The following is a 24491-nucleotide window of genomic DNA, read 5'->3' as shown; positions in this document are numbered from 1 at the left end:
CGCTACTTCAACAATCCGAACACCGCGACGCCATTCGTCGTGCCGACGTACACGCGCCCATGCGCGACCATCGGCGTGATGTATTTGTTGCCCGCGCCGAACGTATCGCGCGAACCGGACTGATTGCTGTTGTACAGCTCCTGCGCAAGATTCGCGGCATTGAACGCATGCAGCGCCGCCACCGATCCATTCTCCGCCGCCCACACGATCGCGTTCTGCGCGCCGTTCGCCGAGATGCTCGGCGTCGTGCCGGGATACGGGAACTTGAACGCGCTTTGCGACGCGGGCGTGGTGGCGAGACGCGCGCCGCTGACCGGGAACGCCTTGAGGTTGTCGCCGACCGCGCCGTAGTACACGACGTTGCCGTAGAACGCCGCCGTCGTGAACACGCCGCCTATCAGTTGACCGTCGATCTCCTGCCAGATCGCGTTGCTGGAGCTATTGAATTTTCCCAGGCTGTCGCGATCGACGACGTAGATCTTCGAGTCCTTGCCCGAGCCGAGCGCGAGATGCCGCGTGACGCCGCTCGCATCGACGAGATCGGGCAACACGATCGCGCCGCCCGAGCCGAGGTCGGCGTCGCGCGCGGATTGCGACACGGTATCGAAGGTGGCGAAATAATCCGCGACGCCGAGATTCGGCGCGGCCCCGAGTTTGACGAACGCATTGCCGAAATTGCCATTCGATGGAAAACCTTGCGCGTTCAACGTGGTGTCGAACGTGCCGTTTGCATCGAGCAGATAGAGCGACGTCCCGTCCGACGCCATCCCGCCGCCGCCCATCCATACCGCGCCACCGCTGCCGTTCGGCGTCAGGTTCAGCGCGCCCGACTGCGCGAGCGTGTCGGCGTTGTAGGCCATCACCCAGCCGGCGTAGACGCCCTGGTCGCAGTGCGAGGTCCACGCCAGATAGACGTTGCCGTTGACCAGCGTCAGCGCCTGCCGCTCCGCGTATTGCTGCGGGTCGAAGACGGTCACACCGTTGCTGCTGTTCGCGCCGCTGCCCGGATAGCTGCCGGCTATTTCCGTGGGGCCGCCGAGCGCTTCGGCGCCTGTGGCGAGATCGATCGCATGCAGGCGCTGGTGAATCGTTCCGCCACCGTCCTTGCTCATCGCCACCGCGTACATCACGCCGTTCGTCCCGCGTCCGCGATCGATGACGGGCGTCGCCGTAATGCCGATCTCAGGGGAAATCTGCGCGCAGTTGCGGGGATCGCTGGTCGTTTCGCCCGCGCCGAGCAGCGAACGCTGCCATAGCTGGGCGTTGCTGTCGGCGTCGAACGCATACACGCTCGCGTGTTCGGTCACGACGTACACAACGTTGTGCGCCGCACCGTTCACCGACACGTTGCTGGCATACAGCGGTTGCGCGTCGACTTTACCGTCGACGGACAGAAAGCCCACCTTGCCGAAGCTCGTGGCGTTGACGTTCGCAGGCGTGAGCGTGGTTTCGGCGAGGTATTGCCCTGTGCGGGCCAGATCGTTGTGGTAGGTGAGCACATCAGTTGCTGCTGCCGCCATGCCGCCCGAACTGCCTGAGCCACCCGACCCGCCCGAACCGCTTGGACTGCCCGAGCCCGAGCCGCCGCTCCCGCCGTTCGTGCTCGCGTTGTTCGACGAGCCGCCCCCGCTGCACGATACGCAAATCGCCGTGACGAGGCACAGGATCGCGATATGCCGCACGCGGCTCAGATTGGAGAACGAACGGTGCCAGCGGTTCATGGGCATCTCCCAGGCGGTCGGGCGACCGCGAAGATTGTCGGCCTTGCAGCGGCGAAAGTCGCATGTCGGCGGATTTCCGGCATCACCACTGAGCAATTCGCATACCGCGACGCGCTCGATTCATGCGACGGAATACGCCGCGTCGCGCGTTAAATACGCACGTACGTCACATCACGAGGCATTCGATATGTTTTCAGAACCGGCACGCCGCTCGTTGCTCGCCGCAGCATGGATCGCTTTGGCATTGACGGCCTCAAACTGCGCGCAGGCCGCCGCAAACACCGCATCGTCGCGACAGAATGCGCCCGTCGCGCATGTCGCCGATCAGACCATGCGTGTCGTTACGCCCGACGGCGACGGCACTTTGCCACTCTACGCCGATCGCAACATCGACGCGGCAGAACCCCACGTCACACGCGTATTCATCATCGTTCACGGCACGCTGCGCAACGCCGACAAGTACTTCGCCACCGGGCAGCAAGTACTCGCCGCTGCCGGTGCGGATGCAACACGAAGCATGATCGTCGCGCCGCAGTTTCTGACGACGCGCGATCTGCGCGCGTCCCAGATGCCTGACAGCACGCTCGCGTGGTCCGAAGCCGGATGGAAAGAAGGCGCGCCCGCGCGCCGCCCCGCGCCGGTGAGTTCCTTCGCGGCGCTCGATGCGCTGCTCGAACACTTCGACGACCGGCAGCGCTATCCCGCGTTATCTTCTGTGACGGTGATCGGGCATTCGGCGGGTGCGCAGGTGGTGCAGCGTTATGCCGTGGCCGGACGTGCCGAGGAAGCGCTGGCGCGCGACGGAATCCGCGTGCGGTACGTGGTCGCGAATCCGTCGAGCTATCTGTACTTCGACGATGAACGTCCCGTGTCGCGCGGTGTTTTCCAGCATGTCGATACGCAGGCGTGTCCACGCGCTGTCGAGTGGAAGTACGGCATGGTCGACCCGCCTCCTTATGTTGCCTCGCAGGACGCGGCGCAAATCGAGGCCCGCTACGCGAAGCGCGATGTCGTGTATCTGCTTGGAATGGATGACGTGGACCCGCGCACGCACTTTATCGACCGCTCCTGCGCGGCGATGGCACAGGGTCCGTTCCGGCTCGCGCGTGGGCTTGCTTACTTCGATTACCTGCAAAGCCGGTATCCCGTCGGGCTGAATCAGCGTGTGGTCGAAGTGCCCGGCGCGGGACACGACGCGCGACGCATGCTGACATCGGACTGCGGGATGGCGGTGCTGTTCGACGGGCGGATGCCGTCGTCATGTCCTGGCGAGAGTGACATGCCGTCGCGGTGACGCAACTCGTGCTCCTCGTGCTCCGATTGGATCACGGCATGCGTCACCGTAAAAACCGCTTATCGCGCGGCTTGCGATTGCGAGAACCACGCGTCGAAGTTCAACGCGCCGAGACGCGGATTCGCGCCGGGTACGAGCGTGTCGTCGTTCAGCTCCGCGCCGAAGTAGCGTGCGCCCGTGTCCGCGACAACCTTGCGCGAATCGTGCGTCGCGTCCAGGAAGCGTTGCACCATGTCAGCAAGCCGCACGCGATCCGGGCCCGCGATCTCGACGATGCCGTTACGCGGCGCTTCGACGGCATAGTCCGCGACGGCCGCTCCGACGTCATCCGATGCGATCGGCTGGAAGTACGCGGGCGACAGGCGGATGGTCTGTCCGTCGCCACCCGACTGCGCGATGCCGCCGAGAAACTCGAAGAACTGCGTCGAGTGAATGATCGTATAAGGCACGCCCGATTCGCGGATCAACTTCTCCTGCGCGATCTTGCCGCGGAAATAGCCGCTTTGCGCAAGCCGGTCCGTACCGACGACCGAGAGTGCCACGTGATGCTGCACACCCGCCGCCTTTTCCGCAGCGAACAGGTTCTTGCCTGCCGTCGTGAAGAATTCGAGCACGGCTGCATCGTCGAATGAAGGCGAGTTGGCGAGATCCACCACGACATTCGCGCCTGCCAATGCTTCGCTAAGCCCCTCGCCCGTGATCGTGTTGACGCCCGATGCAGGTGAAGCGGCAATGACCTCATGACCACGCCCGCGCAGATTCTTGACCACTTTGCTGCCGATCAGTCCCGTGCCGCCTATCACAACGATCTTCATGATTTTCTCCAAGGTCTTGCGCGGCGCACTCGCCGCTTCCGGGCTTTCGAAGCCGGCAGAACGCGTCATTGCCGGTTGCTTGCCGGACTCGCCGTGATGCGCGGCGTCCGTACAGGAAGCATCGTAGGTGTGTGCGCTTCGATGCAGTAGACCTTTGAAGGTATCCATCGTGTTGCCCTGCGGACACCAATCGACAGGTCGCCGCGTTCAGTCGACCGTTGACATCGCATCCATCGTGGTCAGGCAATGCAGGTCGAGCGCTCGCGTGTGCTCCGTCATGTAATCGACAAACACGCGGATGCGCGCCGGAAGATGCTTGCGGCTCAGATAGCAGATGTAGTGGCCGCTATCGTCGGGTGCGTACTGGGTCAGACAGGTAACGAGACGCCCGTCGCCGAGCAGATCGCACACCTGATAACCGGGCAGTTGCGCGATGCCCTGTCCATCCAGCACGGACTGAAGAATCAGATCCGGGTCGTTGAACGTATGCGGCGCATGCAACTGGCGGCGCATCGGCAGGCCGTCGACCTTGAACTCCCATTCCCTCACGCGCCCCGATGCCGTACGCAGGTTGATGCAGCGATGGTCGGCCAGTTCGTCGACATGGCGCGGCAAGCCGTGAGCGGCCGCATACGCGGGCGACGCGCAGACGATCATCTGCATGGGTATCAGTTGACGCGCGACGATCTCGCTGTCTTCCATGCGTCCGTCGCGAAACGACACGTCGATGCGATCGGCCGTGAAGTCGGCGGGACGGTCGTTGAGCAGCAGCTCCAGCGAGATATCCGGGTACTGCGCGTGAAAACCGCGCAACAATGGCGCGACGATCCTGCGCCCGAAGCCCGGCGTCGAGTAGATGCGCAACCGCCCGCGCGGCGGCCCGCTGCGCAGCTCGCGCATCTCTTCGAGCGCCTGAACGATGCGTTCGACGCCCGCCTGACAGTTCTCGAAGAAGAGTTCGCCTTCGCGCGTCAGCGACGTGCTGCGGGTCGTGCGCAGAAAGAGGCGCGTATCCAGCTGGGCCTCCAGCTTCTGCACGTTCCGGCTGACGGACGAGCGGCCGATGCCGAGGCGATCGCCCGCTCTGGCGAAACTGCCTTCGTTGGCAACGGCAAGAAAGGAAACGACGCCGGCGAAACTCGTTGCAAACGTGCTTGCAATCGGATCGTCGGCGCCCGTAACGGAGCGGCGCGGTGCGTAGTCTGACATGGAAGCGCGAAGAGTGGAGGTCCTTATCCAACTAGACGTTTCAGTGCTTCCGTTTGTGACATCGTCCGCCGATTTTCTTTTGCGGCCACGCGTGAGGCCGCTGCCGCGCGTTACTTCTCCGGCACCAGAACGGGTGCGCCCTTGTCCTTCAGCAGCAGCACGAGGAACTTCGCCGGCTTCGTCTGGCTCGCGTTGTGGCCCACCGTGTGGACATCGTTCGGGCCTTCATAGAAGGACTGGCCCGGCGTCAGCGTGACTTCCTTGCCGCCTCTGACCTGCATCACGATCGATCCTTCCAGCACGTAGATGAACCCGTGCGCATGATGCCGATGCACCGGGTCCACGGCGCCAGGCGGATATTCGACCACGATCATCAACGCTTCCTTGCCGGGATAGTCGTCGAGCGGCTTTGTCATGACGGGTGTCACGATGGCCGCCGGCGGCTCGGCGTGGGCCTGGTGGGTCAACGCGCCCGCCATGACGAGCAGGGCTGCGATAGTTCTCTTCGAGCGAAACATGATGCGCTCCTCACATGGACGCGGCCCGCACAGGCCGAGGTTGAACAAGAACGGCGCCCCGGCTCAGGCGAGGTTCGCCTTGTCGAGGCCGAATGCCTTGTCGGACGATCCCGGCACGAACTTGAACGCCACGTTCGCGCGGTTCCAGGCGTTGATGGCCATGACTTCGAACGTCAGGTCCGACAGTTCCTTTTCCGAAAACTGGCCACGCACGCGCTCGTAGATATCGTCGGGCACGCCGTGCTCGGGCAAGGTGGTCAGCACTTCCGTCCACGCGAGCGCGGCACGTTCGCGCGGCGAGAACAGCGTCGACTCGCGCCAGATCGCCACATGGTGGACGCGCAGCGCGCGCTCGCCGTGAATGGTCGCTTCCTTCACGTGCATGTCGAGGCAAAAGCCGCAACCGTTGATCTGCGATGCGCGGATGTTGACGAGATCGCGGATCGGTTCTTCGATCGCGCAGTCTTTCAGCAGGTTGCTGAACTCGATGAACTTCTTCGATAGCTCGGGCGATTGGTGAAAGTAGTTGATACGCTGAGTCATGACTTCTCCTGGCGACGATGACGGACGCATCCGTGCGGGACGGATGCTGTTCGCGGTGGTGAACCGCACGTCGCCATGGTAGGTTCGTGACGCGCGCCGCGGTAGACCTGCGGACGGGCTCACGGTGTTGCCCATCCGGCACCAATCCCGCCATCAGGCGCTGGCGGGCGGAGTCATTGCAGCGACGCGCAGCGCGCTCAGGGTTCGCCGTATGCGGCGGCGATGCGCGCCAGCTTGTCGGGATTGCGTTGAACGTGAATGCTGACGATGCGCTCGCCGTCCGTTTCGAAAGACATCGCCGATTCGAGCTTGCCTTCGATATAGCGCAACAGCGCGCTCTGACCGTTGAGCGTCACGAGCTTGACATGAACCTCGCCCGGAAAACGCCGCAATGCCGCGTAGAAAAGCTGTGCGATGCGCCGGCCGCCCACCATCGGCTTCGGGAAGCTCGTCACCTTGCCGCCGCCGTCGCCGATCAGGGTGGCCTCTTCGGCGAGGAATGCGTTGATGGCGTGGAAGTCCGCGCTCGCGAGCGCCTGCGCAAAGCTCTGCAACAACTGGCGATGCTTCTCGCGCGGCACTGCATAGCGCGGGCGCTCGTCGCGCAGTTGCGCCTTCGCGCGGCTCACCAGCTGACGGCATGCGGACTCCGTCTTGCCGATTGCATCGGCAACCTCGTCATAGTCCGCGTCGAAGACCTCGCGCAGCAGGAACGCGGCGCGCGCTTCGGGCGTGAGCCGTTCGAGCAGCATCAGGAACGCGACGGAAACGTCGTCGGCGCGCTCGGTCATCTCCTCCGGCGTCGCGGGCGAGTCGCTGATCTCAGGCTCGGGCAACCAGATGCCCGTGTAGTGCTCGCGCTGGATCTTCGCGGCACGCAGACGGTCGATGGACATCCGCGTCGTGACGGAGACGAGCCACGCTTCGGTGTTGTCGATGCTCGCGTGGTCGGCTGCATGCCAGCGCAGCCAGACGTCCTGCACGATGTCCTCGGCTTCGGCGACAGAACTGAGCATCCGGTAGGCGATTTTCTGCAGGCGCGGGCGAATCTGGTTGAAGGCGTGGGCGTCGGCGTCCATAGAGTGTGTGTCCTGCCCCTTCGCGGCAAGCGGAAGGGGCGAGGCGTGACAGAGCAGAGATGGCAAAGCTGGAGTTTGCCACGGATGCGCAACGAGGATGGTAGATGGGGCACGGTTGATATGAAGAATCGGGCAGACAACTCAAGCCGCCGCGTCTTCCAGGAAGTCCGTGATCGCATCGCGGCTCGGCGTGAGGCCTCTCAGTTGAAGAAGCGCGCCCGCGTTGCCGCGATGATAGGTGCCATGCAGGCAGACATGCAGAACGATCTCGCCTCGCCGCATGCGCGCGGGCTTTCCGCTGGTGAAGACGAAATCGACAGGCTGTTCGAAGTCGTGCTCCGTCATCGCGTCCACGTATGACGCGTACCAGTCGTCGGCTTCTCTGATGCCGTCTACAAGCGCGCTGAGTTCCGGCATGTTTGCCGATCGCGGCGCCTGAAACGCGTGCGGCACGCCCTGCAGATGATGCTGAAAAATCCTGTCGACCGCATGGATATGGTCGAGGATGCGAAGCATGATCGAGGCGTCTTCTTGGCTTAACTTATCGAAATCGCGGCTCACGACATCGCAGAGTCCGCGATCGGCCCATCGTTTGATTGCAACGAGTTGCGAGTATGACTGACACGCCATGTGACTTCTCCTTTTTCGCGTTGATCCTGGTTGGTTTCGACATTGCGATTCGAATCACAAGATGCATAATACGAGCGACTGCTCGTATTACCTACTCGCATTTGGAGCGCAGAAAATGGCGCGAAAACCACTCACAAAACCAAGAAAGCACGCGTCTCAGCAGCGATCGCGCGTGACGGTTGATGCCTTGATCGAAGCAACCGCTCGCATTCTCGTGAAGGACGGCTTCGACAAGGCCAGCACCAACCGCATCGCCGAAAAGGCGGGAGTGAGCGTCGGCTCGCTGTATCAGTACTTTCCCAGCAAAGAGGCGCTTGTCGCGGCTGTCGTGCAGCGTCACGGCGAGGAACTCATGCAGGTTGTCCGTGAGACGCTGGCTGAAGTCGCCGCGCTACCGATGGAACAGGCAGTGCGCAAGCTCGTGCTCGCCGCGATCGAGGCACACCGTATCGATCCGGAATTGCACCGCGTACTCGCCGAGCAGATTCCGCGCACGGGCGGAACGGAGGAATCGGCGCTATTAGGTGGAGAAACGTATGCACTGTTCAGAGGCTATCTCGATGCTCATCGCGACGAGTTCCGCACAATGGACCTTGGGCTTGCGACGTTCGTGTGCGTGACGTCGATCGAGGCACTAACGCATACGGCCGTCGTGCATCATGCGGATCGTCTCACTGACGAAGCGTTTGGCGCGCTCGTCGACGAGACTACGCGGCTTGTTGTTCGATATCTTCAATAGGTGATCCAGGCCTATCCCGCATTTATCATTTCCGCCGCAGATACGTTTTCTTTAACTGCCGTTGCTTTAGAAAATGCACGGCACGCATTGAAGTGCCAGTCCGCTCTGCCTTACGACAAATTTTTTGCCATCCGTTATATTCCCGTCGACATATCGAACAGAGATCGATCGAGCGATCAATCGCTGAACTCTTTTAATGACTGGAATTGGGATGTTAAAAAGAACTGTTGCCACTGTGGCATTGAGCCTGGTCGGTTCCGTCGCGCACGCGCAAAGCAGCGTGACGCTCTATGGATTGATCGATACGGGCATCACCTATGCGAACCACGTTGCCACGTCTACCGGACACGGCTCTCTCGTCCGATATGCCGACGGCGTCGCGCAAGGCAGCCGCTGGGGCATTCGCGGAAAGGAAGATCTCGGCGGCGGCCTCTCGGCCATCTTCACACTCGAAGGCGGTTTCAATTCCGGCGATGGCACGATCTCGCAAGGCGGCGCGCTATTCGGACGACAAGCCTGGGTCGGATTGAACAAGAACGGCGTTGGCTCGCTGACGTTCGGCCGGCAGTACTCGCTGTCCAGAGACTACATCCACAACTACGCGATGGGCCACGAAACGCCGGCCGGCAACTACGCTTATCACATCAACGATCTGGATCAACTGACCTCGAGCCGCATCAACAACTCGGTCAAGTTCAGCAGCGCGAACTTTAATGGCCTGACGTTCGGCGTGCTCTATGGCTTTTCGAATCAGGCTGGCGCGTTCTCAGGTTCACCCACCACGACCACGGGCACCACGACGACTCAAGGTTCGTCGAGAACATTTAGCGCCGGCGTCAACTACACGCCGGGTCCGTTCGCGATCGGCGCGGCGTACACCGATATCCGCTTTCCCGGCAGCGCGACACCGGCATTCACAGCCAACATCGCGAACATCAATACGGGGCCGCTGCGCGATCTGCGCACCTTCGGCATCGGCAGCAGCTATCTGATTGGGCGCGGCAAGGTATGGGGCAACTGGACGCATACGCAACTCACGCAGATCGCGTCACAAGAATCGACAGTGAACAACTATGAAGTGGGCGGAAAGTATGCGTTCACGAACGCAGTCAGCGGCGGGCTCGGTTACACGTTCTCCGACCTGAGCGGCGAGTTCAGCGGCAAATGGCATCAGCTGAACAGCTTCGTCGACTATGCACTGTCGAAACGAACCGATGTCTATGCACTTGCCATCTATCAGAAGGCATCGGGCAGCAACGTCGTCAACGGCCACGAGGTGCCCGTTCAGGCGGAGATCGGTGCGAGTTCGAGCTTTATCGGCAATTCGGGAACGGGCGCCAATTCGCAGCTTGCCGTGCGCGTTGGCTTGCGGCATCTGTTCTGACGCCCGCTCACTACGTCACACGGATCAGAACGCGTGACGCAGGCCAACCGTCACGGCAACCTGCGTATCCGTCGACGACGGCGACAGCGTGTTGATCATCGCGTGCGAGAGCACCGAACCCGTCGGTGCGCCATGCACGCTCTGATAGACGCCTTCAAGGTAGAAGTCGGTACGCTTACTGAGCGCGTAGTCCGTTTGCAGCATCGCCGTATTCCATCCCGGCGACGAGCCGTTGTACGCGCCGTGCGTGTACGTGTATGCGCCCGACACGCTCAACGCCGGTGTCAGCGCGTATTTCGCGTTCACCTCGTAGTTATCGAGTCGCAACGAACCGGCCAGCGTTCCCGCCGACGAATCGTTCGCACCGAGATAGGTGCCCGTGCCGAACGAGAACACGCCCGCCGCGTTGTCGATCTGCGAATGACTCCACACGAGACCGACCGTCGCCGGGCCAAACGTGTAATTGCCGCCAACCGACCAGATGCGTTGCCGTTCCGCGATGAAGTTCGCGCTCGTATCCGACGAGGTGGTCGCGCCGCTGCCGTTGCCCGCATTGTTGAACTGCAGGTATCCCGCGGCGAGATTCACGGGACCCATCGCATACGACACGCCGAAGCCATACGAGCGGTTGTTCGCGAAGTCGCCTGCCTTGTTGCTGAAGCTATACATCGTTTCGAGCGTGACGCCGCTCCACGTCGGGCTGGTGTACTTGACCGAGTTGTTGATGACGACGGAGTTCGCAGCGAGGTTGTCGTTCTCGAACGGATGCGCGGCCATGCTGCCGCCCCACGTGTTGAACTCGGCTGTCAGCGGACCGACGAGGTCGTTCATCGCGTCGAACTGCCGGCCGAACGTCAAGGTGCCGTACGGATCGCTTTGCAGGCCGACCCACGCCTGCGAACCGAAGGCACTACCCGAAAATGCCTGCGCGCCATTGTTCAGCAAGAAACCCTGCTCGAGCTTGAACACGGCATGCAAGCCGCCGCCGAGATCTTCCGAGCCCTTGAGCCCAAAGACCGTATTCTGCGTCGAGCTGCTCACCATCTGCCAATTGCTGTGGCCCTGCTGGTTATTGGTGTACACCAGGCCGGTGTCGATAAGACCATAGAGCGTCACGCTGCTTTGCGCATGCGCGGAAGCGGTAAAAACACCGAGTGTTGCGAGGGCGAGTAAAGATTTCTTCATGTTGGTTTGGCTCCGTGATGTAGCTGTGAAGAGTTTTTGGCGCGCGATCATAAAAGAACGGACGATGGTTTGGCAACCTCGCACGCGCCAGACTCAGCAGCGTCTTCATCATAGGAGTGTCAAAAATATCCGGCGCTGAACGACGCAGTCGTGCAACGCAAAAGCAACGCATGCCAATGCCGGATTACTTTCAGACAGATAAAAGTGCTTTTGTGATTGGCTGACAAGAAGAGCACAGACGCGTGCTCAAAGGCGAAAAAAGCGTATTGCAAGGCAACCACGCATTGCACGTGATTAGCACAGACTGGCTATCCGTTCTTCGGCGCGGTAGAAATGTTTCGTCTGCGCCGTCCATCGGCGGCACGTTCGAGCAACAGCCGGTCCATTGCCGACAGCAGATCCGTAGGGTCGAGCGGCTTGCGTAAAAAGCCGTCGTAATAGACGAACGCGGGCGGGCTCGGCTCGCCCGATACGAGAATGAACACGATCTCCGCCAGGTTCTGCTCGTGGCGCACGTGATGGCACAGCACGCTGCCCGACATCACCGGCATTCGCCAGTCCGCGACGACGACATCCACATCGCGCTCGCGCAGCATATCCAGCGCGGTGCGCCCATCTTCGGCGAGACAGGTCGCATAGCCATGCGCTTCGCACACGCCCTGCCATGCGTCTAGCGTTTCAACGTCATCATCTACAAGCAGCACTGTTGGCATATCTGGCCTCGCTCATGACCATTCGATGCACTGCGCTCGCGTCCGCTTCGTGACGTTCGAGCGCGCCTGGATACATTGCTGTCGAAGGAAACCGAAAGCCGGCGCCGCGTTCCGTTTCGAACCCGATGATGCACCGGCCCTACGATGCAATCCGCTTGACTTAAACGGGGAACGGATTGCGTTCCGCGAATCCTTCCTGATGCCAGTACGGGTACGCCGGCCGAACCTTGCTCGCTTCATCGAGCTTCGCGACCTGCTCTTGCGTGAGATTCCAGCCCACCGCACCGAGGTTCTGACGCAATTGCTCCTCGTTGCGCGCGCCGATCAGTACCGTCGAAACAGTGGGTCGTTGCAGCAGCCAGTTCAACGCGATCTGCGGAATCGTCTTGCCCGTTTCTTCGGCGATCGCATCCAGTGCATCCACAACGCGATACAGGTATTCCTCGGGCACGGGCGGGCCCATGTCGGCTGTCTTGTGCAAGCGGCTCTGGTCCGGCAGCGGCTGGCCTCGACGGATCTTGCCCGTCAGACGGCCCCAGCCCAGCGGACTCCATACGACCGCGCCCACGCCCTGGTCGATGCCGAGCGGCATCAGTTCCCATTCGTAGTCGCGTCCGATCAGCGAGTAATAGGTCTGGTTCGCCACGTATCGCGGATAACCATAACGGTCCGCGACATCGAGCGACTTCTGCAGATGCCACCCTGAAAAATTCGACACGCCCGTGTAGCGGATCTTGCCCGCGCGCACGAGATCGTTCAACGTGGAGAGCGTTTCTTCCACGGGCGTCTTCGCGTCGAAGCCATGCAACTGGAATAGATCGATATAGTCGGTTTGCAGACGCTTGAGCGCCGCATCGACTGCCTGGATCAGGTGGAAACGCGACGAGCCCACGGCATTCGGATCGTTTTCATCGAAGCGAAACGTGGCCTTCGTCGAGATGATGGTCTTGTCGCGACGCCCTTTCAATGCCTCGCCGAGAATCGATTCCGATGAACCGTTCGAATAGATGTCGGCGGTGTCGAACATCGTGACGCCAGCGTCGAGACAGACATCGATAAGCTTGCGTGCTTCGGCGACATCCGTCGCGCCCCACGCCTGAAAGAATTCGCCTTTGCCGCCGAATGTGCCCGTGCCGAAGCTGAGTACGGGCACCTTGAATCCAGACGCGCCCAGGTGACGATATTCCATGTTGGCCTCATTGATGAATCGGTTGAATGATGCGAACCGCTCGCAAGCTTCGATGCGAGCGCAATGATCAGGTCCATAGACTACCCCATCGGCCCGTCGCGTGCAGGCGTGTTGGCCGACGTCATTCAATTGAAAGAAGAAGCACGCGAATATCCGGAATGAATACTCGCATGCGAATGAGATGAGCAAGCGGAGCGCCTGACCAGAATCACAAAAAGCAAACGGGGCGCGCATCTCACTGCGCGCCCCGCTTCTCACCACTGCCTCAACCGTTGACGGTCTCGACCTCGCTACGCACCGGCTTACTCTTGCTGCGCAATTCTTCCGTCGTTTCGCCGCCGCCATCGGGCAGCCAGCCCGGCGGCTGGATCACGTGATTGATCGCGATCCACACGCTCTTCGCCGTCACGACATCGCGAATCAGCGTGGCCCAATGCTCGAACTCGACGACGAACGGATTGCGTGACGTGGTCGGCGTGACGAGACCGTAGCGGCAGGGTTCTTCGGCGCGTTCTTCGACGTAGGTGCCGAACAGACGGTCGAAGATGATCAGCACGCCGCCGTAGTTCGCATCGAGGTACTCGACGTTCGACGCGTGATGCACACGGTGCGCGGACGGCGTATTGAACACGTATTCGAGCCAGCCGAGCTTCGGCACCCACGTCGTATGCAGCCAGAACTGGTACAGCAGGTTCATGTAGAGCGTCAGCAGCACGACTTCGGGGCGCACGCCGAGGAACACGAGCGGCGTGAAGAACATGGCCGAGCCCGTCAGCTTGCCTGTCACGCCGAGCCGATAGGCAGTGGAAAGCGTCAGCTGGTTCGGCGAGTGATGCACGGCATGCGTCGCCCAGAAGAAGCGCATACGATGCGATGCGCGGTGATACCAGTAGTAGCAGAACTCCTGCCCGATGAAGAGCGCGAACACCATCAGCGCGCTATTGATCGACACAGTGAAGAGGCGATGGTCCCACGCGAGCGCGAAAACCGGCGTTGCGAGCGAGAGCGGCAACAACGCGAGCAGCTTGCGTCCGACCAGGTCGAACAGCGAAATCCAGACTTCGTACCACGCGAACGGAGTCGCGGTGCTGCGGTTTTTTCTGCTGAGCACGACTGCTTCGATCAACGACACGAATACGATGACGGCCGAAGCGTAAAGAGGGAGTTTTCCGAAGTGTTCCATGACGATGCCATAACGGTTGTGGCGGGAGGTATCGTCTGCGGTGGGTCTTGGATCAGTCAGTGCATCGCATCCGATATGCGAACTGTAGTGATGGCCGTCGTTACAGGCTATGCGGAAGTTATTTCACCCTATGTCACGGCGCCCGGCACCTTGTGGGACGGGGCTTTCGGGGGTTTTTTCGAGGCGCGGAAAATGGCCACGGAAGGTCAAAAATTGCAGCGACCGCGGTATTGCGAACGGTCGTGCTACTCAAAGGCAAATCGCTGCAATCACAACGATTCGCCGAAGCCTCAGCCCGCCATCGTCGCGCGAACCGTGTATTCGCCTTCCGGCACGGCGACCGCGAGCCGTTCCAGCGACGTGTAGAAATCGGCGGGCAGCGGTTCGACGGGATAGCCGCGTTTCTCCCACGCATCCAGGCCGCCCTTCAACGCGTGCGCGTGCCGAATGCCCTTGCGATGCAGCTGCTCGATGATGCGCCGCGCCGTCGCCTCGCTCGGACAGACGCAATACACGACGATGGGATGCGCGAGCAGCACGGCGTCCAGCTTGTCCGGCGAGTCGAGATCGAGCGGATAGGCGCCCGCGATCCGGTAAGCCTCTTTTTCGCGCACGCTGCGCGGTCTTGCATCGAAGACCAGCGGCGGCGCGTCCGAGCGCATCATCGTGTCGAGCTGGTCGGGGCTGATACGCCGCTTCGCGAGCAAGCGCCGGAATTGCACGCGCCGAACCCAGCGATACAGCAGCACCGTCACGCAGATCGCGGCGAACGCGTCGAAGATCGTGCCGCCGTTTTGCCGCACCAGCAGCATCGTCTGCACGATCTGGTCATGCAGCGCCGCGCCGCCGAGCAGATACGCGCCCGTCCACAGCGACGCGCCGACTGCATCCCAGAACAGAAACACGCTGGTCGCAATCGCCGTCGTACCGAGCAGCGGCGCGGAAATCAGGCCGAGGCCGGGCAGGAACTTGGCAAGCGTGAGAATCGGCGCGCCGTGCCGCTCGAAGACGCCGCGCGCCGTCCGCAGCGTCGTATCGAGCGACAGCGAAAAGCGCACCAACCCGTTCAGCAGCCGCCGGCCGCGCACGCGTCCGACGAAGAACCACATCGAATCGGCGAGCAGCGTCGCGCCGACGGCCGCGCAAAACACGCCCGCGTACGACACCTGCCCCATCGCCGCCATGGTCCCGGCGAGCATCAGCATCGGCGCGGCCGGCACGGGCACGCCGAGTTGCGTGACCAGCACGCTGAGAAACACGGCCCACGGGCCGAGCGAAGCGGGGATAGCGGTGGGGAAATGCCACACGACAGCGGTCCTTTAAAGCATGGTGCGGGCGGCGTTCTCGTTGAATGGCGCCCGTCGAAACGGCGTTGCGCGTCGCAGATGCTGAAGGCGGAAACGAACCCGGCCAGCAAGCGACGCCCGGCGATTCTAGACGGGATTGCGCGAGGACGTGTTCCTGCCGTACAACGCGCCGCCTGTCCTTCCATGCAAAAAGTAACGGATTTCACGGTCAATTCCGTGAAACCGCTTGCCGATCCCGTGTCAGTCCGGGTCGGGCACCGTCATGCCGAGCAGCGCGGAACTGACCGACTTGCCGTGCGCATCGAGCGCAAGCGAGCGCGTGACGCCGCCGCCGAGCGCATCGCGCAGCACGAAATTGAACGCCGCGAGGCGCGGCAATTCATGGCGAGTCACTTCGCCGTGCACGAAATCGCCGAGCCACGCCTTCACCTGCGCGGCGCTCAGATGGGCGCGCAAATGCTCGTAGTGACGCGGGTCGTGACAGATCACCGACACGTTCAGGGTATTGCCCTTGTCGCCCGTGCGCGAGTGCGCGAGTTCGCGTAGTTGCATGTCAAGCCTCCACGAAAGCGAATGCCGGCTTCACATCGTCGCGCGGCAGCAGAACGGATTGCACTGCGAGCACCTCGCGTGTCGATTTCGTGACACCGCCGCCGCCCGCCGGTCCGTTCGTATAAAGCGTTTCGACTTCGTTGCCGATGCGCAGCGCTTCCTCAGCCGTCGCCGTGCGTCCGGCGACGCGCACGCGCACTTCGTACGGCTCGCCGCGCTCGTCGGCGGCTGTCTCGCCGTAGAGAGAATCGACGCCGATCAGATCGAAGCGCAGTTCGCTCGCGGCCACGCCCGTCAGCGCCAGCCGTTCGCGCACGATGTCGAGCGCGAGCCGCGCGCGCGCGACGGCGCCCGGCCCGCCGTACGAAATCTGCCCTTCGCCGATATAGCCGTCCGCATAAGCAACCGACACCTTCAGCGTGTCCGTGCGCGCCGTGCCCTTGCCGCCCGTCACGCGCACCCGGTCCGCCGCTTCTTCCGCGACTTCGACTTGCGTGAAATCGGCGACCACATCCGGTTGCAGATAGCGGGCCGGGTCATGAATCTCGTAGATCAGCTGCTCCTTGCAGGTCGCCGCGCTGACGCGGCCGCCCGCGTGCGGCACTTTCGTAATGGTGACCGCCCCGTCCGCCGTGACTTCGCCGATCGGGAAACCGAGCCGCGCGAGCTTCGGCACGTCTTTGTAGCCGGGATCGGCGAAATAGCCGCCCGTGATCTGCCCCGCGCATTCGAGCAGATGCCCGACGACAGTCGCCTGGCCGAGCGTCGTCCAGTCGTCCATGCGCCAGCCGAACGCGTGGATCAGCGGCGCCGTGAACAAGGACGGATCGGCGACGCGCCCGGTCAGCACGATATCGGCGCCCGCATCGAGCGCGGCGACGATGGGCGCCGCGCCCAGATAGGCATTCGCCGACACGATGCGCTCGCGATACGCCGCGACGTCATCGCCCGATTCCTCGAAACGGAACTGGCCTTGCAGCACGATATCGAGCACGTCGTCGCCGCTCACCGCCGCGATCTTCAGGCCGCCCAGACCGAGCGACTGCGCGATCTGCGCGGTCTTGCGCGCAGCCGCATGCGGATTGGCCGCGCCCATGTTCGAGATGATCCGCACACCATTGCGCGCGGCAACGGGCAGCACGGCGCGCATGCGCGCTTCGAGCAGCGGATCGTAGCCGAGTTGCGGATCTTTGCGTTTCGCCTGCTGCGCGATCGCGATGGTCCGCTCAGCCAGGCACTCGAACACGAGAAAGTCGAGCTGGCCGTGCTCCGCCAGTTCGACGGCGGGCTCGATACGGTCGCCCGAGTAACCTGCGCCGGCTCCGAGCCTGACACGTCGTTCGTGCTGATTTGCTGTCATTGCCGCACCACCCTCTGCTAAAACTCACAACGAAAAAATACCCAGCACGACGCACGCAATCGTCATCACGATCGACGCGCCGAACAGCAGCGGGAACGTGAACTTCTGATGCTCGGCGAGTTCGATCCCGCACAGGCCGACGACGAGAAACGTTGCGGGCGTCAACGGGCTGACGGGAAAGCCCGTCGTCATCTGGCCGAGCAGCGCCGCCTGGCCGACCTGCACGGACGGCACGCCGAGCTGCCCCGCCACTTCGGCGATCACGGGCAGCACGCCGAAATAGAACGAATCGGGGTCGAAGAGCATGCTGAGCGGCATCGAAAGCAGGCCGAGCACAACGGGAATGTGACCCGCCATGCCGGGCGGCACGAAGCCGACGGCCGACTGCGCCATCGCCTTCAGCATGCCGCTGCCCTGCATGACCCCGGTGAACACGCCGGCCGCGAGCAGAATGCCCGCCATCATCAGCGCGGCGCGCGCGTGGGCATCGATGCGCTTGCGCTGCATGTCGACGTTCGGATAGTTGACCATCAGCGCGATGCACAGGCCGACCATGAACATGATCGCGGGCGGAATCTTCTCGCCCATCACGACCATCGTGCCGAGCACGATCACCGTCAGCACGATGTTGAACCAGAAGTTCTGCGGGCGGCGCAGCGCCTGCTCCTCGGGCGTGAGTTCGCGTTGGGGCATCGGAATCGCGCCAGCCGCGCCCGACACGCCGAGCCGTTTCTCTTCGCGCCGCCCCAGCCAGTACGCCGTGCCGAACACGAACACGAGGCCGATCGCCTGCACGGGAATCAACGGATTGAACAGCGCCGAGACGGGCAGATGCAGCGACGCGGACGCGCGGATCATCGGCCCCGTCCACGGCAGGAAGTTGATGCCCGCCGCCAGCGACACGGCCGCCGCCAGCACGCGCTTGTCCATCTGCAGGCGCTCGTAGAGCGGCAGCATCGCCGGAATCGTGACGAGAAAGCAGACGGCGCCCGAGCCATCCAGATGGATCAGCAGCGCGAGCAGCGTCGTGCCCATCACGATGCGCGTCGGCCGCGTGCCGACCGCCCGCAGAATCCGGTCGATGATGGGATCGAGCGTGCCCGCGTCGGTGATCGTGCCGAAGTACAGGATCGCGAACACGAACATGCCGACCACGGGCGCAAGGTTCTTCAACCCGTCGACGACGAACTTGCTGGTCTGCAGCCCGAAGCCGCCGATCAGCGACGCCGCAATCGGCACGATGATCAGCGCGACGAGCGGCGACATGCGCTTCGAGAGAATGGCGCCGAGCAATACGGCGATAGTGAGGAGCCCCAGTAAAGGCAGCATGTGCGTGTCTCCAAGTCTTGTCTTTTAATGGCTTCGAGCGTAAGTTCTGCGCAGCAATAACACAATTGAAATGATTTGATCGCAGCAATCACAAACTGTTATGGATCTGAATCTCCGCGACATCCGCGCATTCGTCACGGTCGCTAACGCGGGCAATTTCACGCGCGCCGCCGCCCGGCTGCATCTGTCACAGCCGGCGCTCACCGTGCAGATACGGCGGCTCGAAGAGACCGTGGGCGCGCGGCTGTTCGACCGCAATAGCCGCTCGGTCGCGCTCACGCAGACCGGCCGCGAGCTGCTGCCGCTCCTGCAGCGCTCGCTCGACGACATGGAGCGCGTGCTGCGCGACGCCCGCGCGCTCGGCGAGGGATCGAGCGGCACCGTGCGCCTCGCCTGTCTGCCGACGTTCGCGGCGAGCGCGCTGCCCGATCTGATCCAGATGTTCAGGAAGCGCGTGCCGCAGGCGCAGTTCCAGATTCGCGACGTCGTCGCGAGCACGGTGAATGCGCTCGTGCGCAATGAAGAGGCCGATATCGGGCTGACGGGCGGCGATACCTTCGACGCAGCGCTCGAAGTGCTGGTCGAAGGCGCCGACCGGCTCGTGGTGGTGTGCCCGAAAGACCATGCGCTGGCCCGCAAGCGCCGCGTGTCGGTCAGCGATGTCGCTGCATCGCCGCTCGTGCTGACGGCGCAAGGCACGAGCGTTCGCAGCGTCGTCGATGCGGCGCTCGAGCAGGCCGGCTGCGCGCCCGACATCGCCTGCGAGCCGACCTACATGATGACGGCCGTCGCGATGGTGCGCGGCGGGCTCGGCGTGACGATCCTGCCGGCGACGGCCCGCGAGGTGCTGGCCGAGAGGGATCTGGTCGCAAGGCCCATCGACGATCCTTCGTTCGTGCGGCCCATCGCGTTGATCAAAAAGCGTGGCCGCACCTTGCCCCGCGTCGCCGAAGACTTCGTGACACTGATCGCGAAACGCATGAAGTGATCGCCGGAAAAATCCGAACACTTGACATGCCCGCGTCACATGACTGCGTGAGTCGATTGGACGCATTGTGTCATCGCAACCTTACCGGGAAATCGCTATTGCCCGTTTTATGCATCTCCGCCTACTCTTGAGTTCGGCAAGCGGTAGTACCCTGCATCGCAAGCGGCGTCGACGAACGCCGCGTTCGGCATTCATTCCGAGGCGTTACGCATCACATGTCAGCGTACAAGTTCAAGCTCCTGATCGTCGACGACGACGTCGCGACCGTGCGCATCATGAGCGATATGCTTTCCGACTACGGGGAGCGGCGCTTTGCGCTGTCGGGCGAAATGGGCTTGCTGCTTGCGCGGCAATCCACGCCCGACCTGATTCTGCTCGACGCGAGCATGCCCGGCATGACAGGCTTCGACTTCTGCGAAATCCTGAAGGCCGACAGCGAACTCGCGAAAATCCCGGTGATCTTCGTCACGAGCCACGACGCGCCCGCGCTCGAAATCGACGCGTTCCGGCTCGGCGCAGCCGATTACGTGACAAAGCCGCTGAACGCAACCCAATTGCGCGCGCGCGTCGAGACGCAGCTGCGTAGGCGGCTCAAGATCCTGAACCAGTCGGAAAGCTTTCGCGCCGGCCTGTTCCTGCCTCCCACGCTCGGCGCGTTGCCGGACAACATTCTGGTCGTCGACAGCGATCCGGGCCGGTTGAACCGCCTGCAGGACCTGCTGCACGATCTGGGCCGCTGCACGTCGGCGACGACGGGCGCGCAAGGTCTCGAACGCGCGCTGCACAGCCTGCCGACCGTGATCCTCGTGGACGCCGCGTTGCCGGACACGAGCGGCTTACAGCTATGCGCGGCGTTGAAGAAGGAGCCGCGGCTCGAAGGCGTGCCTGTGCTGTTAATGACGGACGGCGCGGCCAGTGACAAGGCCGACTATGAACGCGCGCTGCTGAACGGCCTCGCCGACAGCGTGCTGAATCACGCGCAACCCACCGTGCTCAAGGCGCGCGTGAAGCATGCGATGGCGTCGGTGCATGCGGACCAGAGACGGATCGGCGCGATGCGCGAATACTGGCTCGCCGTGGAGAAAGCCGCACGGCGGGTTGAACGCAAGGACGGCGAAGGGACGGTGCCTGATTAAGCGGAACGGCGGCGAAGGCGCTCTCGCGCCTTTGCCGTCGTTCCACGCTTCACGGCGCGCTGCTGGCGCTCGCTCAGAACCCCGCTGCGAGACCGTCGCGACGGCTGTCGCTCGCGGCGACATAGCCACGATCCGGCTCGTTGCGGTCGAGCTTCCAGATGAACTGGCCGGAGCCGAAATCCATATACGGATCGTCGATCGACTTGATCGTGTGGCCGAGGCCTTCCAGCTCGCGCGCGGTGCTCGGGTCGAGCGTGTGCTCGATGTCGATCGAGAAGTCGCGGTTGACCTTCCAGCGCGGCGCGTCGCACGCGGCCTGCGGCTGCTGGCCGTAGTCGAGCATCCGCACGACAGTCTGCAAATGGCCTTGCGGCTGCATGTCGCCGCCCATCACGCCGAAGCTCATCACCGCTTCCTGCTGGCCATCCACCTGCTGCGTGAGGAACGCCGGGATGATCGTGTGGAACGGCCGCTTGCCGCCTTCGACGACGTTCGGCGACTTCGGGTCCATCGAAAAGCCGCAGCCACGGTTTTGCAGCGAAATGCCCATACCAGGCACGACGCAGCCGGAGCCAAAACCCATGTAATTCGACTGGATGAAGCTGACCATCATGCCGCGCTCGTCCGCCGCCGACATATAGATCGTGCCGCCCGTCTTCGGCATGCCGAAGTCGAACTGCGTCGCGCGCTTCGGGTCGATCAGCTTCGCGCGGGATTTCAGGTAGGCGTCGTCGAGCATCTGCTCGGGCGTCACGTCCATCGAACGCGGATCGGCGACATAGCGGTACACATCCGCGAAGGCGAGCTTCATCGCCTCGATCTGCAAGTGCTGCGATTCGATCCCGTCGAGCTTCAGCGAAGCCACGTCGAACTGTTCGAGGATGCCGAGCGCGATCAACGCGGCGATGCCCTGCCCGTTCGGCGGAATCTCGTGCACCGTGTAGCCGCGATACTCCTTGCCGATCGGCTCGACCCACTCGGGCTGATAGTTACGCAGATCGTCGAATGTCATCGCGCCGCCGTATTCGCGCGCAAACGCCGCGATGCGCTCGGCGATTTCGCCTTCGTAGTAAGCGCGCGGGCTTTTTTCCGCGAGCAGGCGCAAGGTCTTCGCGTGGCCCGGCATCCGGATCAGTTCGCTGACCTCGGGCGCGCGGCCGTGCGGCATGAATGCATCGGCGAAACCCGGCTGGTTCTTCAGTTCGGGCACGGCGGCCGCCCACTTGCGCGCGACGACGCTCGCCACCGCGTGGCCACGCTCGGCGATCTCGATGGCGGGCTCCATCAGGTCCGCGAACGGCAGCGAGCCGAACTTCTTGTGCAGCGCTTCCCAGCCTGCGATCGCGCCCGGCACCGTCACCGTGTCCCAGCCGCGCACCGGCTGCGTGGCGACGCCGTTGTTCTCGCCGTATTTGCGCTTGAAGTAATCGACATTCCACGCGGCGGGCGCGACGCCCGACGCGTTCAGCCCATGCAGCTTTTTGCCGTCCCACACGAGCGCGAACGCATCGCTGCCCAGGCCGTTCGACACCGGCTCGACGACGGTGATCGCCGCAGCCGCCGCGATCGCGGCATCGACGGCATTGCCGCCTTTCCACAGCATGCGCAAGCCGGCTTGCGCGGCAAGCGGCTGCGAAGTCGACACGATGTTGCGCGCAAACACGGGCATGCGCAGCGTGGGATACGGGTTCTGCCAGTTGAAGCTTGTCATGTTGTCACTCTTAGGGTTTTGCCAGTTCAACCGCAGCGCCGTCTTGAGCCACGCCGCTGCGTAAAGAATCAGAGACTCGAATCAGGACTCGCGCGGATCGAGCGCGTCGCGCAGACCGTCGCCGAGCAGGTTGAAGCCGAGCACAGCCAGGAAGATCGCGATGCCGGGAAAGATTGACATCCACGGCGCCTGGCTGACGAAGTCCTTCGCGGTGTTGAGCATCGATCCCCACGACGGCGAGGGCGGCAATTGCCCCAGCCCGAGGAACGACAGGCTCGCTTCGGCGATGATCGCGCTCGCCACCGTGAGGCTCGCCTGCACGATGATGGGCGGCAGCACGTTCGGCAGAATGTAACGCAGAATGATGCGCGCGTGATCGAGACCGATCGCGCGCGCGCCTTCCACGTACTCTTCGGCCTTCACGCTGATCGCCTGGCCGCGCGTGAGGCGGATGAAGCGCGGCATCGCCGAAATCCCGATCGCGGCCATCGCGTTCGTCAGGCTCGGCCCGAGAAACGCGCTCAACGCAATCGCGAGAATCAGGAAGGGAATGGACAGCAGCGCGTCGGCGATGCGCGAGATCACGCCGTCGACGAGCTTGCCGAAGTAGCCCGCGAGAAGCCCAAGCGGCACGCCCAGCACGACTGCTATACCGACCGAAACCACGCCCGCCAGCAGCGACGCGCGCGCGCCGTACAGCAGGCGGCTCAACACGTCGCGGCCGAGTTCGTCGGTGCCGAACCAGTGAGCCGCCGACGGCGCCTGGCGCACGGTCATGAAGCTCGCCTGCACCGGGTCGTACTGCGTGAGCCACGGCGCGAACACGGCCATCACGACGATCAGCGCGACGAGGATTGCGCCGAACACGGCCGCCTTGTTGCGCATGAAGCGCACGAGACCACGGCGCTTGCGGCGCGGCAGCGCGGCCGCTGCGGAACGTGCATCGATTGATGTAGCCATCAACTGCGCCTCAGTCGGGGATTGAGCAGGATATACAGCACGTCGGCGCACAGATTCACGACGATGAACGCCAGCGCCGTGACGAGCACGACACCTTGCACGACGGGGTAATCGCGATTGAACACGGCATCGACGACCAGCTTGCCGAAGCCGGGAATCGTGAACACCTGCTCGGTCAGCACCGCACCCGCCAGCAGTTCGCCGAACAGCAGCGCGAGCACGGTGACGATGGGGATCAACGCATTGCGAAACGCGTGCTTGACGACCACGGCGCCGCGTAACAAGCCCTTCGCGCGCGCGGTGCGGATGTAGTCCGTACGCAGCACGCCGAGCATCGCGCTACGCGTGTGGCGCATCAGTTGCGCGCCGAGCGCCGCACCCAATACGAACGCGGGCATCAGCATCGTCTTGATGCTGAGCCAGAAGTCCTCACCCGGCGACACATAGCCCGACGACGGCAGCAGATGCCAGCGCACCGACACAATGAAGATCAGCATGATGCCGAGCCAGAAGTTCGGTATCGACATGCCCGACAAAGCGAAGATGTTCGCCGCGTAATCGAGCGGCCCGCCGCGGCTCGCCGCCGAAATCACGCCGGCCGGTATGCCGATGCCGATCGCGAGGATCATCGCCATTACCGCGAGCTGGAGCGTGACGGGCAGCTTCTGCGCGATCAGCGAGCGCACGGGCACGTCCGTGCGCAGCGACGAACCCAGGTCGCCGTGCGCGACGTCACGCACCCACAGCGCGTACTGCGTCGGCACGGGCTGATCGAGGTGATACTTGACGCGCAGCGTCGCGATGACCTGCGCGTCCTGATCTTCGCCCGCCATCGCCAGCACCGGGTCGCCCGGCAAAAGCTTTTGCAGGCCGAAGATCAGCACCGACACCAGGATCAGCGTCGGCACGGCCACCAGCATGCGATTCGCGATGATCCGCAGCATGA

Annotated in this window: 23 protein-coding genes; 5 read left to right on the top strand and 18 right to left on the bottom strand. The window is 63.1% G+C overall.

The window, feature by feature from the left end:
* Positions 1 to 2: 2 nt before the first annotated feature.
* Positions 3 to 1721, bottom strand: a complete 1719-nt coding sequence (locus tag SB822_RS36910; protein ID WP_410856896.1) for a pyrrolo-quinoline quinone — start codon at positions 1719 to 1721, stop codon at positions 3 to 5.
* A gap of 187 nt (positions 1722 to 1908) precedes the next feature.
* Here SB822_RS36910 and SB822_RS36905 point away from each other — a divergent pair, with 187 nt between their 5' ends.
* Complete coding sequence (locus tag SB822_RS36905; protein WP_410856895.1) at positions 1909 to 3015, top strand: alpha/beta hydrolase; 1107 nt, start codon at positions 1909 to 1911, stop codon at positions 3013 to 3015.
* Positions 3016 to 3074: 59 nt separating this feature from the next.
* On the opposite strand, the gene SB822_RS36900 is transcribed toward SB822_RS36905, so the two are convergent.
* From SB822_RS36900 to SB822_RS36875, 6 genes are all read right to left on the bottom strand, one after another.
* Complete coding sequence (locus SB822_RS36900) at positions 3075 to 3830, bottom strand: SDR family oxidoreductase (RefSeq protein WP_035537005.1); 756 nt, start codon at positions 3828 to 3830, stop codon at positions 3075 to 3077.
* 207 nt (positions 3831 to 4037) lie between these two features.
* Entirely contained in the window at positions 4038 to 5039 is a 1002-nt protein-coding gene (locus SB822_RS36895) for a LysR family transcriptional regulator (protein WP_410856894.1), read from the bottom strand.
* Positions 5040 to 5149: 110 nt separating this feature from the next.
* Positions 5150 to 5557, bottom strand: a complete 408-nt coding sequence (locus SB822_RS36890; RefSeq protein WP_009770869.1) for a cupin domain-containing protein — start codon at positions 5555 to 5557, stop codon at positions 5150 to 5152.
* A gap of 63 nt (positions 5558 to 5620) precedes the next feature.
* Entirely contained in the window at positions 5621 to 6100 is a 480-nt protein-coding gene (locus SB822_RS36885) for a carboxymuconolactone decarboxylase family protein (RefSeq protein WP_007733616.1), read from the bottom strand.
* A gap of 197 nt (positions 6101 to 6297) precedes the next feature.
* On the bottom strand, positions 6298 to 7179 hold the full coding sequence (locus SB822_RS36880) for an RNA polymerase sigma-70 factor (protein ID WP_114223081.1): 882 nt from the start codon (positions 7177 to 7179) through the stop codon (positions 6298 to 6300).
* Between the two features lie 141 nt (positions 7180 to 7320).
* Positions 7321 to 7809: a DinB family protein gene (locus tag SB822_RS36875; RefSeq protein WP_114223080.1), complete on the bottom strand. Its 489-nt coding sequence runs from the start codon at positions 7807 to 7809 to the stop codon at positions 7321 to 7323.
* A gap of 172 nt (positions 7810 to 7981) precedes the next feature.
* Between SB822_RS36875 and SB822_RS36870 the strand changes: the two genes are divergently transcribed.
* Together SB822_RS36870 and SB822_RS36865 are read left to right on the top strand one after the other, a co-directional pair.
* Positions 7982 to 8548, top strand: coding sequence for a TetR/AcrR family transcriptional regulator (locus SB822_RS36870; RefSeq protein ID WP_410856893.1), 567 nt, complete (start codon positions 7982 to 7984; stop codon positions 8546 to 8548).
* 211 nt (positions 8549 to 8759) lie between these two features.
* Positions 8760 to 9932: a porin gene (locus tag SB822_RS36865; RefSeq protein ID WP_410856892.1), complete on the top strand. Its 1173-nt coding sequence runs from the start codon at positions 8760 to 8762 to the stop codon at positions 9930 to 9932.
* 24 nt (positions 9933 to 9956) lie between these two features.
* On the opposite strand, the gene SB822_RS36860 is transcribed toward SB822_RS36865, so the two are convergent.
* From SB822_RS36860 to SB822_RS36825, 8 genes are all read right to left on the bottom strand, one after another.
* Positions 9957 to 11117: a porin gene (locus tag SB822_RS36860; protein WP_007733621.1), complete on the bottom strand. Its 1161-nt coding sequence runs from the start codon at positions 11115 to 11117 to the stop codon at positions 9957 to 9959.
* 308 nt (positions 11118 to 11425) lie between these two features.
* Positions 11426 to 11830 carry a response regulator gene (locus SB822_RS36855; protein WP_086914487.1) on the bottom strand — a complete coding sequence of 135 codons (405 nt, stop codon included), beginning with the start codon at positions 11828 to 11830 and terminating at the stop codon, positions 11426 to 11428.
* Between the two features lie 160 nt (positions 11831 to 11990).
* Positions 11991 to 13019: an aldo/keto reductase gene (locus SB822_RS36850; protein ID WP_007733625.1), complete on the bottom strand. Its 1029-nt coding sequence runs from the start codon at positions 13017 to 13019 to the stop codon at positions 11991 to 11993.
* A gap of 265 nt (positions 13020 to 13284) precedes the next feature.
* A complete protein-coding gene (locus tag SB822_RS36845; RefSeq protein ID WP_007733626.1) occupies positions 13285 to 14202 on the bottom strand; it encodes a sterol desaturase family protein in 918 nt (305 codons plus the stop codon).
* 290 nt (positions 14203 to 14492) lie between these two features.
* Positions 14493 to 15509 carry a VTT domain-containing protein gene (locus SB822_RS36840; protein ID WP_007733628.1) on the bottom strand — a complete coding sequence of 339 codons (1017 nt, stop codon included), beginning with the start codon at positions 15507 to 15509 and terminating at the stop codon, positions 14493 to 14495.
* A gap of 240 nt (positions 15510 to 15749) precedes the next feature.
* Positions 15750 to 16061, bottom strand: a complete 312-nt coding sequence (locus tag SB822_RS36835) for a hypothetical protein (RefSeq protein WP_114223076.1) — start codon at positions 16059 to 16061, stop codon at positions 15750 to 15752.
* 1 nt (position 16062) lies between these two features.
* Entirely contained in the window at positions 16063 to 17421 is a 1359-nt protein-coding gene (locus tag SB822_RS36830; protein WP_410856891.1) for an acyclic terpene utilization AtuA family protein, read from the bottom strand.
* 24 nt (positions 17422 to 17445) lie between these two features.
* A complete protein-coding gene (locus SB822_RS36825) occupies positions 17446 to 18750 on the bottom strand; it encodes a CitMHS family transporter (RefSeq protein ID WP_410856890.1) in 1305 nt (434 codons plus the stop codon).
* Positions 18751 to 18850: 100 nt separating this feature from the next.
* Between SB822_RS36825 and SB822_RS36820 the strand changes: the two genes are divergently transcribed.
* Together SB822_RS36820 and SB822_RS36815 are read left to right on the top strand one after the other, a co-directional pair.
* Positions 18851 to 19738 carry a LysR family transcriptional regulator gene (locus SB822_RS36820; RefSeq protein WP_079492197.1) on the top strand — a complete coding sequence of 296 codons (888 nt, stop codon included), beginning with the start codon at positions 18851 to 18853 and terminating at the stop codon, positions 19736 to 19738.
* A gap of 215 nt (positions 19739 to 19953) precedes the next feature.
* Positions 19954 to 20874 carry a response regulator gene (locus SB822_RS36815; RefSeq protein ID WP_410856889.1) on the top strand — a complete coding sequence of 307 codons (921 nt, stop codon included), beginning with the start codon at positions 19954 to 19956 and terminating at the stop codon, positions 20872 to 20874.
* 73 nt (positions 20875 to 20947) lie between these two features.
* On the opposite strand, the gene SB822_RS36810 is transcribed toward SB822_RS36815, so the two are convergent.
* From SB822_RS36810 to SB822_RS36800, 3 genes are all read right to left on the bottom strand, one after another.
* The gene (locus SB822_RS36810) at positions 20948 to 22585 is read right to left on the bottom strand and encodes a gamma-glutamyltransferase family protein (RefSeq protein ID WP_410856888.1); all 1638 of its coding nucleotides are present in this window, start codon (positions 22583 to 22585) and stop codon (positions 20948 to 20950) included.
* A gap of 81 nt (positions 22586 to 22666) precedes the next feature.
* Entirely contained in the window at positions 22667 to 23545 is an 879-nt protein-coding gene (locus tag SB822_RS36805) for an ABC transporter permease (protein WP_410856887.1), read from the bottom strand.
* Complete coding sequence (locus tag SB822_RS36800; RefSeq protein ID WP_009770856.1) at positions 23545 to 24489, bottom strand: ABC transporter permease; 945 nt, start codon at positions 24487 to 24489, stop codon at positions 23545 to 23547. The genes SB822_RS36805 and SB822_RS36800 overlap by 1 nt, the downstream gene beginning before the upstream one ends.
* Positions 24490 to 24491 lie beyond the last annotated feature (2 nt).

The sequence above is a fragment of the Paraburkholderia sp. SIMBA_054 genome (assembly GCF_046534875.1).
In the GTDB taxonomy this organism is placed as follows: Bacteria; Pseudomonadota; Gammaproteobacteria; order Burkholderiales; family Burkholderiaceae; genus Paraburkholderia; species Paraburkholderia hospita.
Note: the sequence above shows the minus strand (reverse complement) of the source record. Positions and strands in the feature narration are given on the sequence as shown.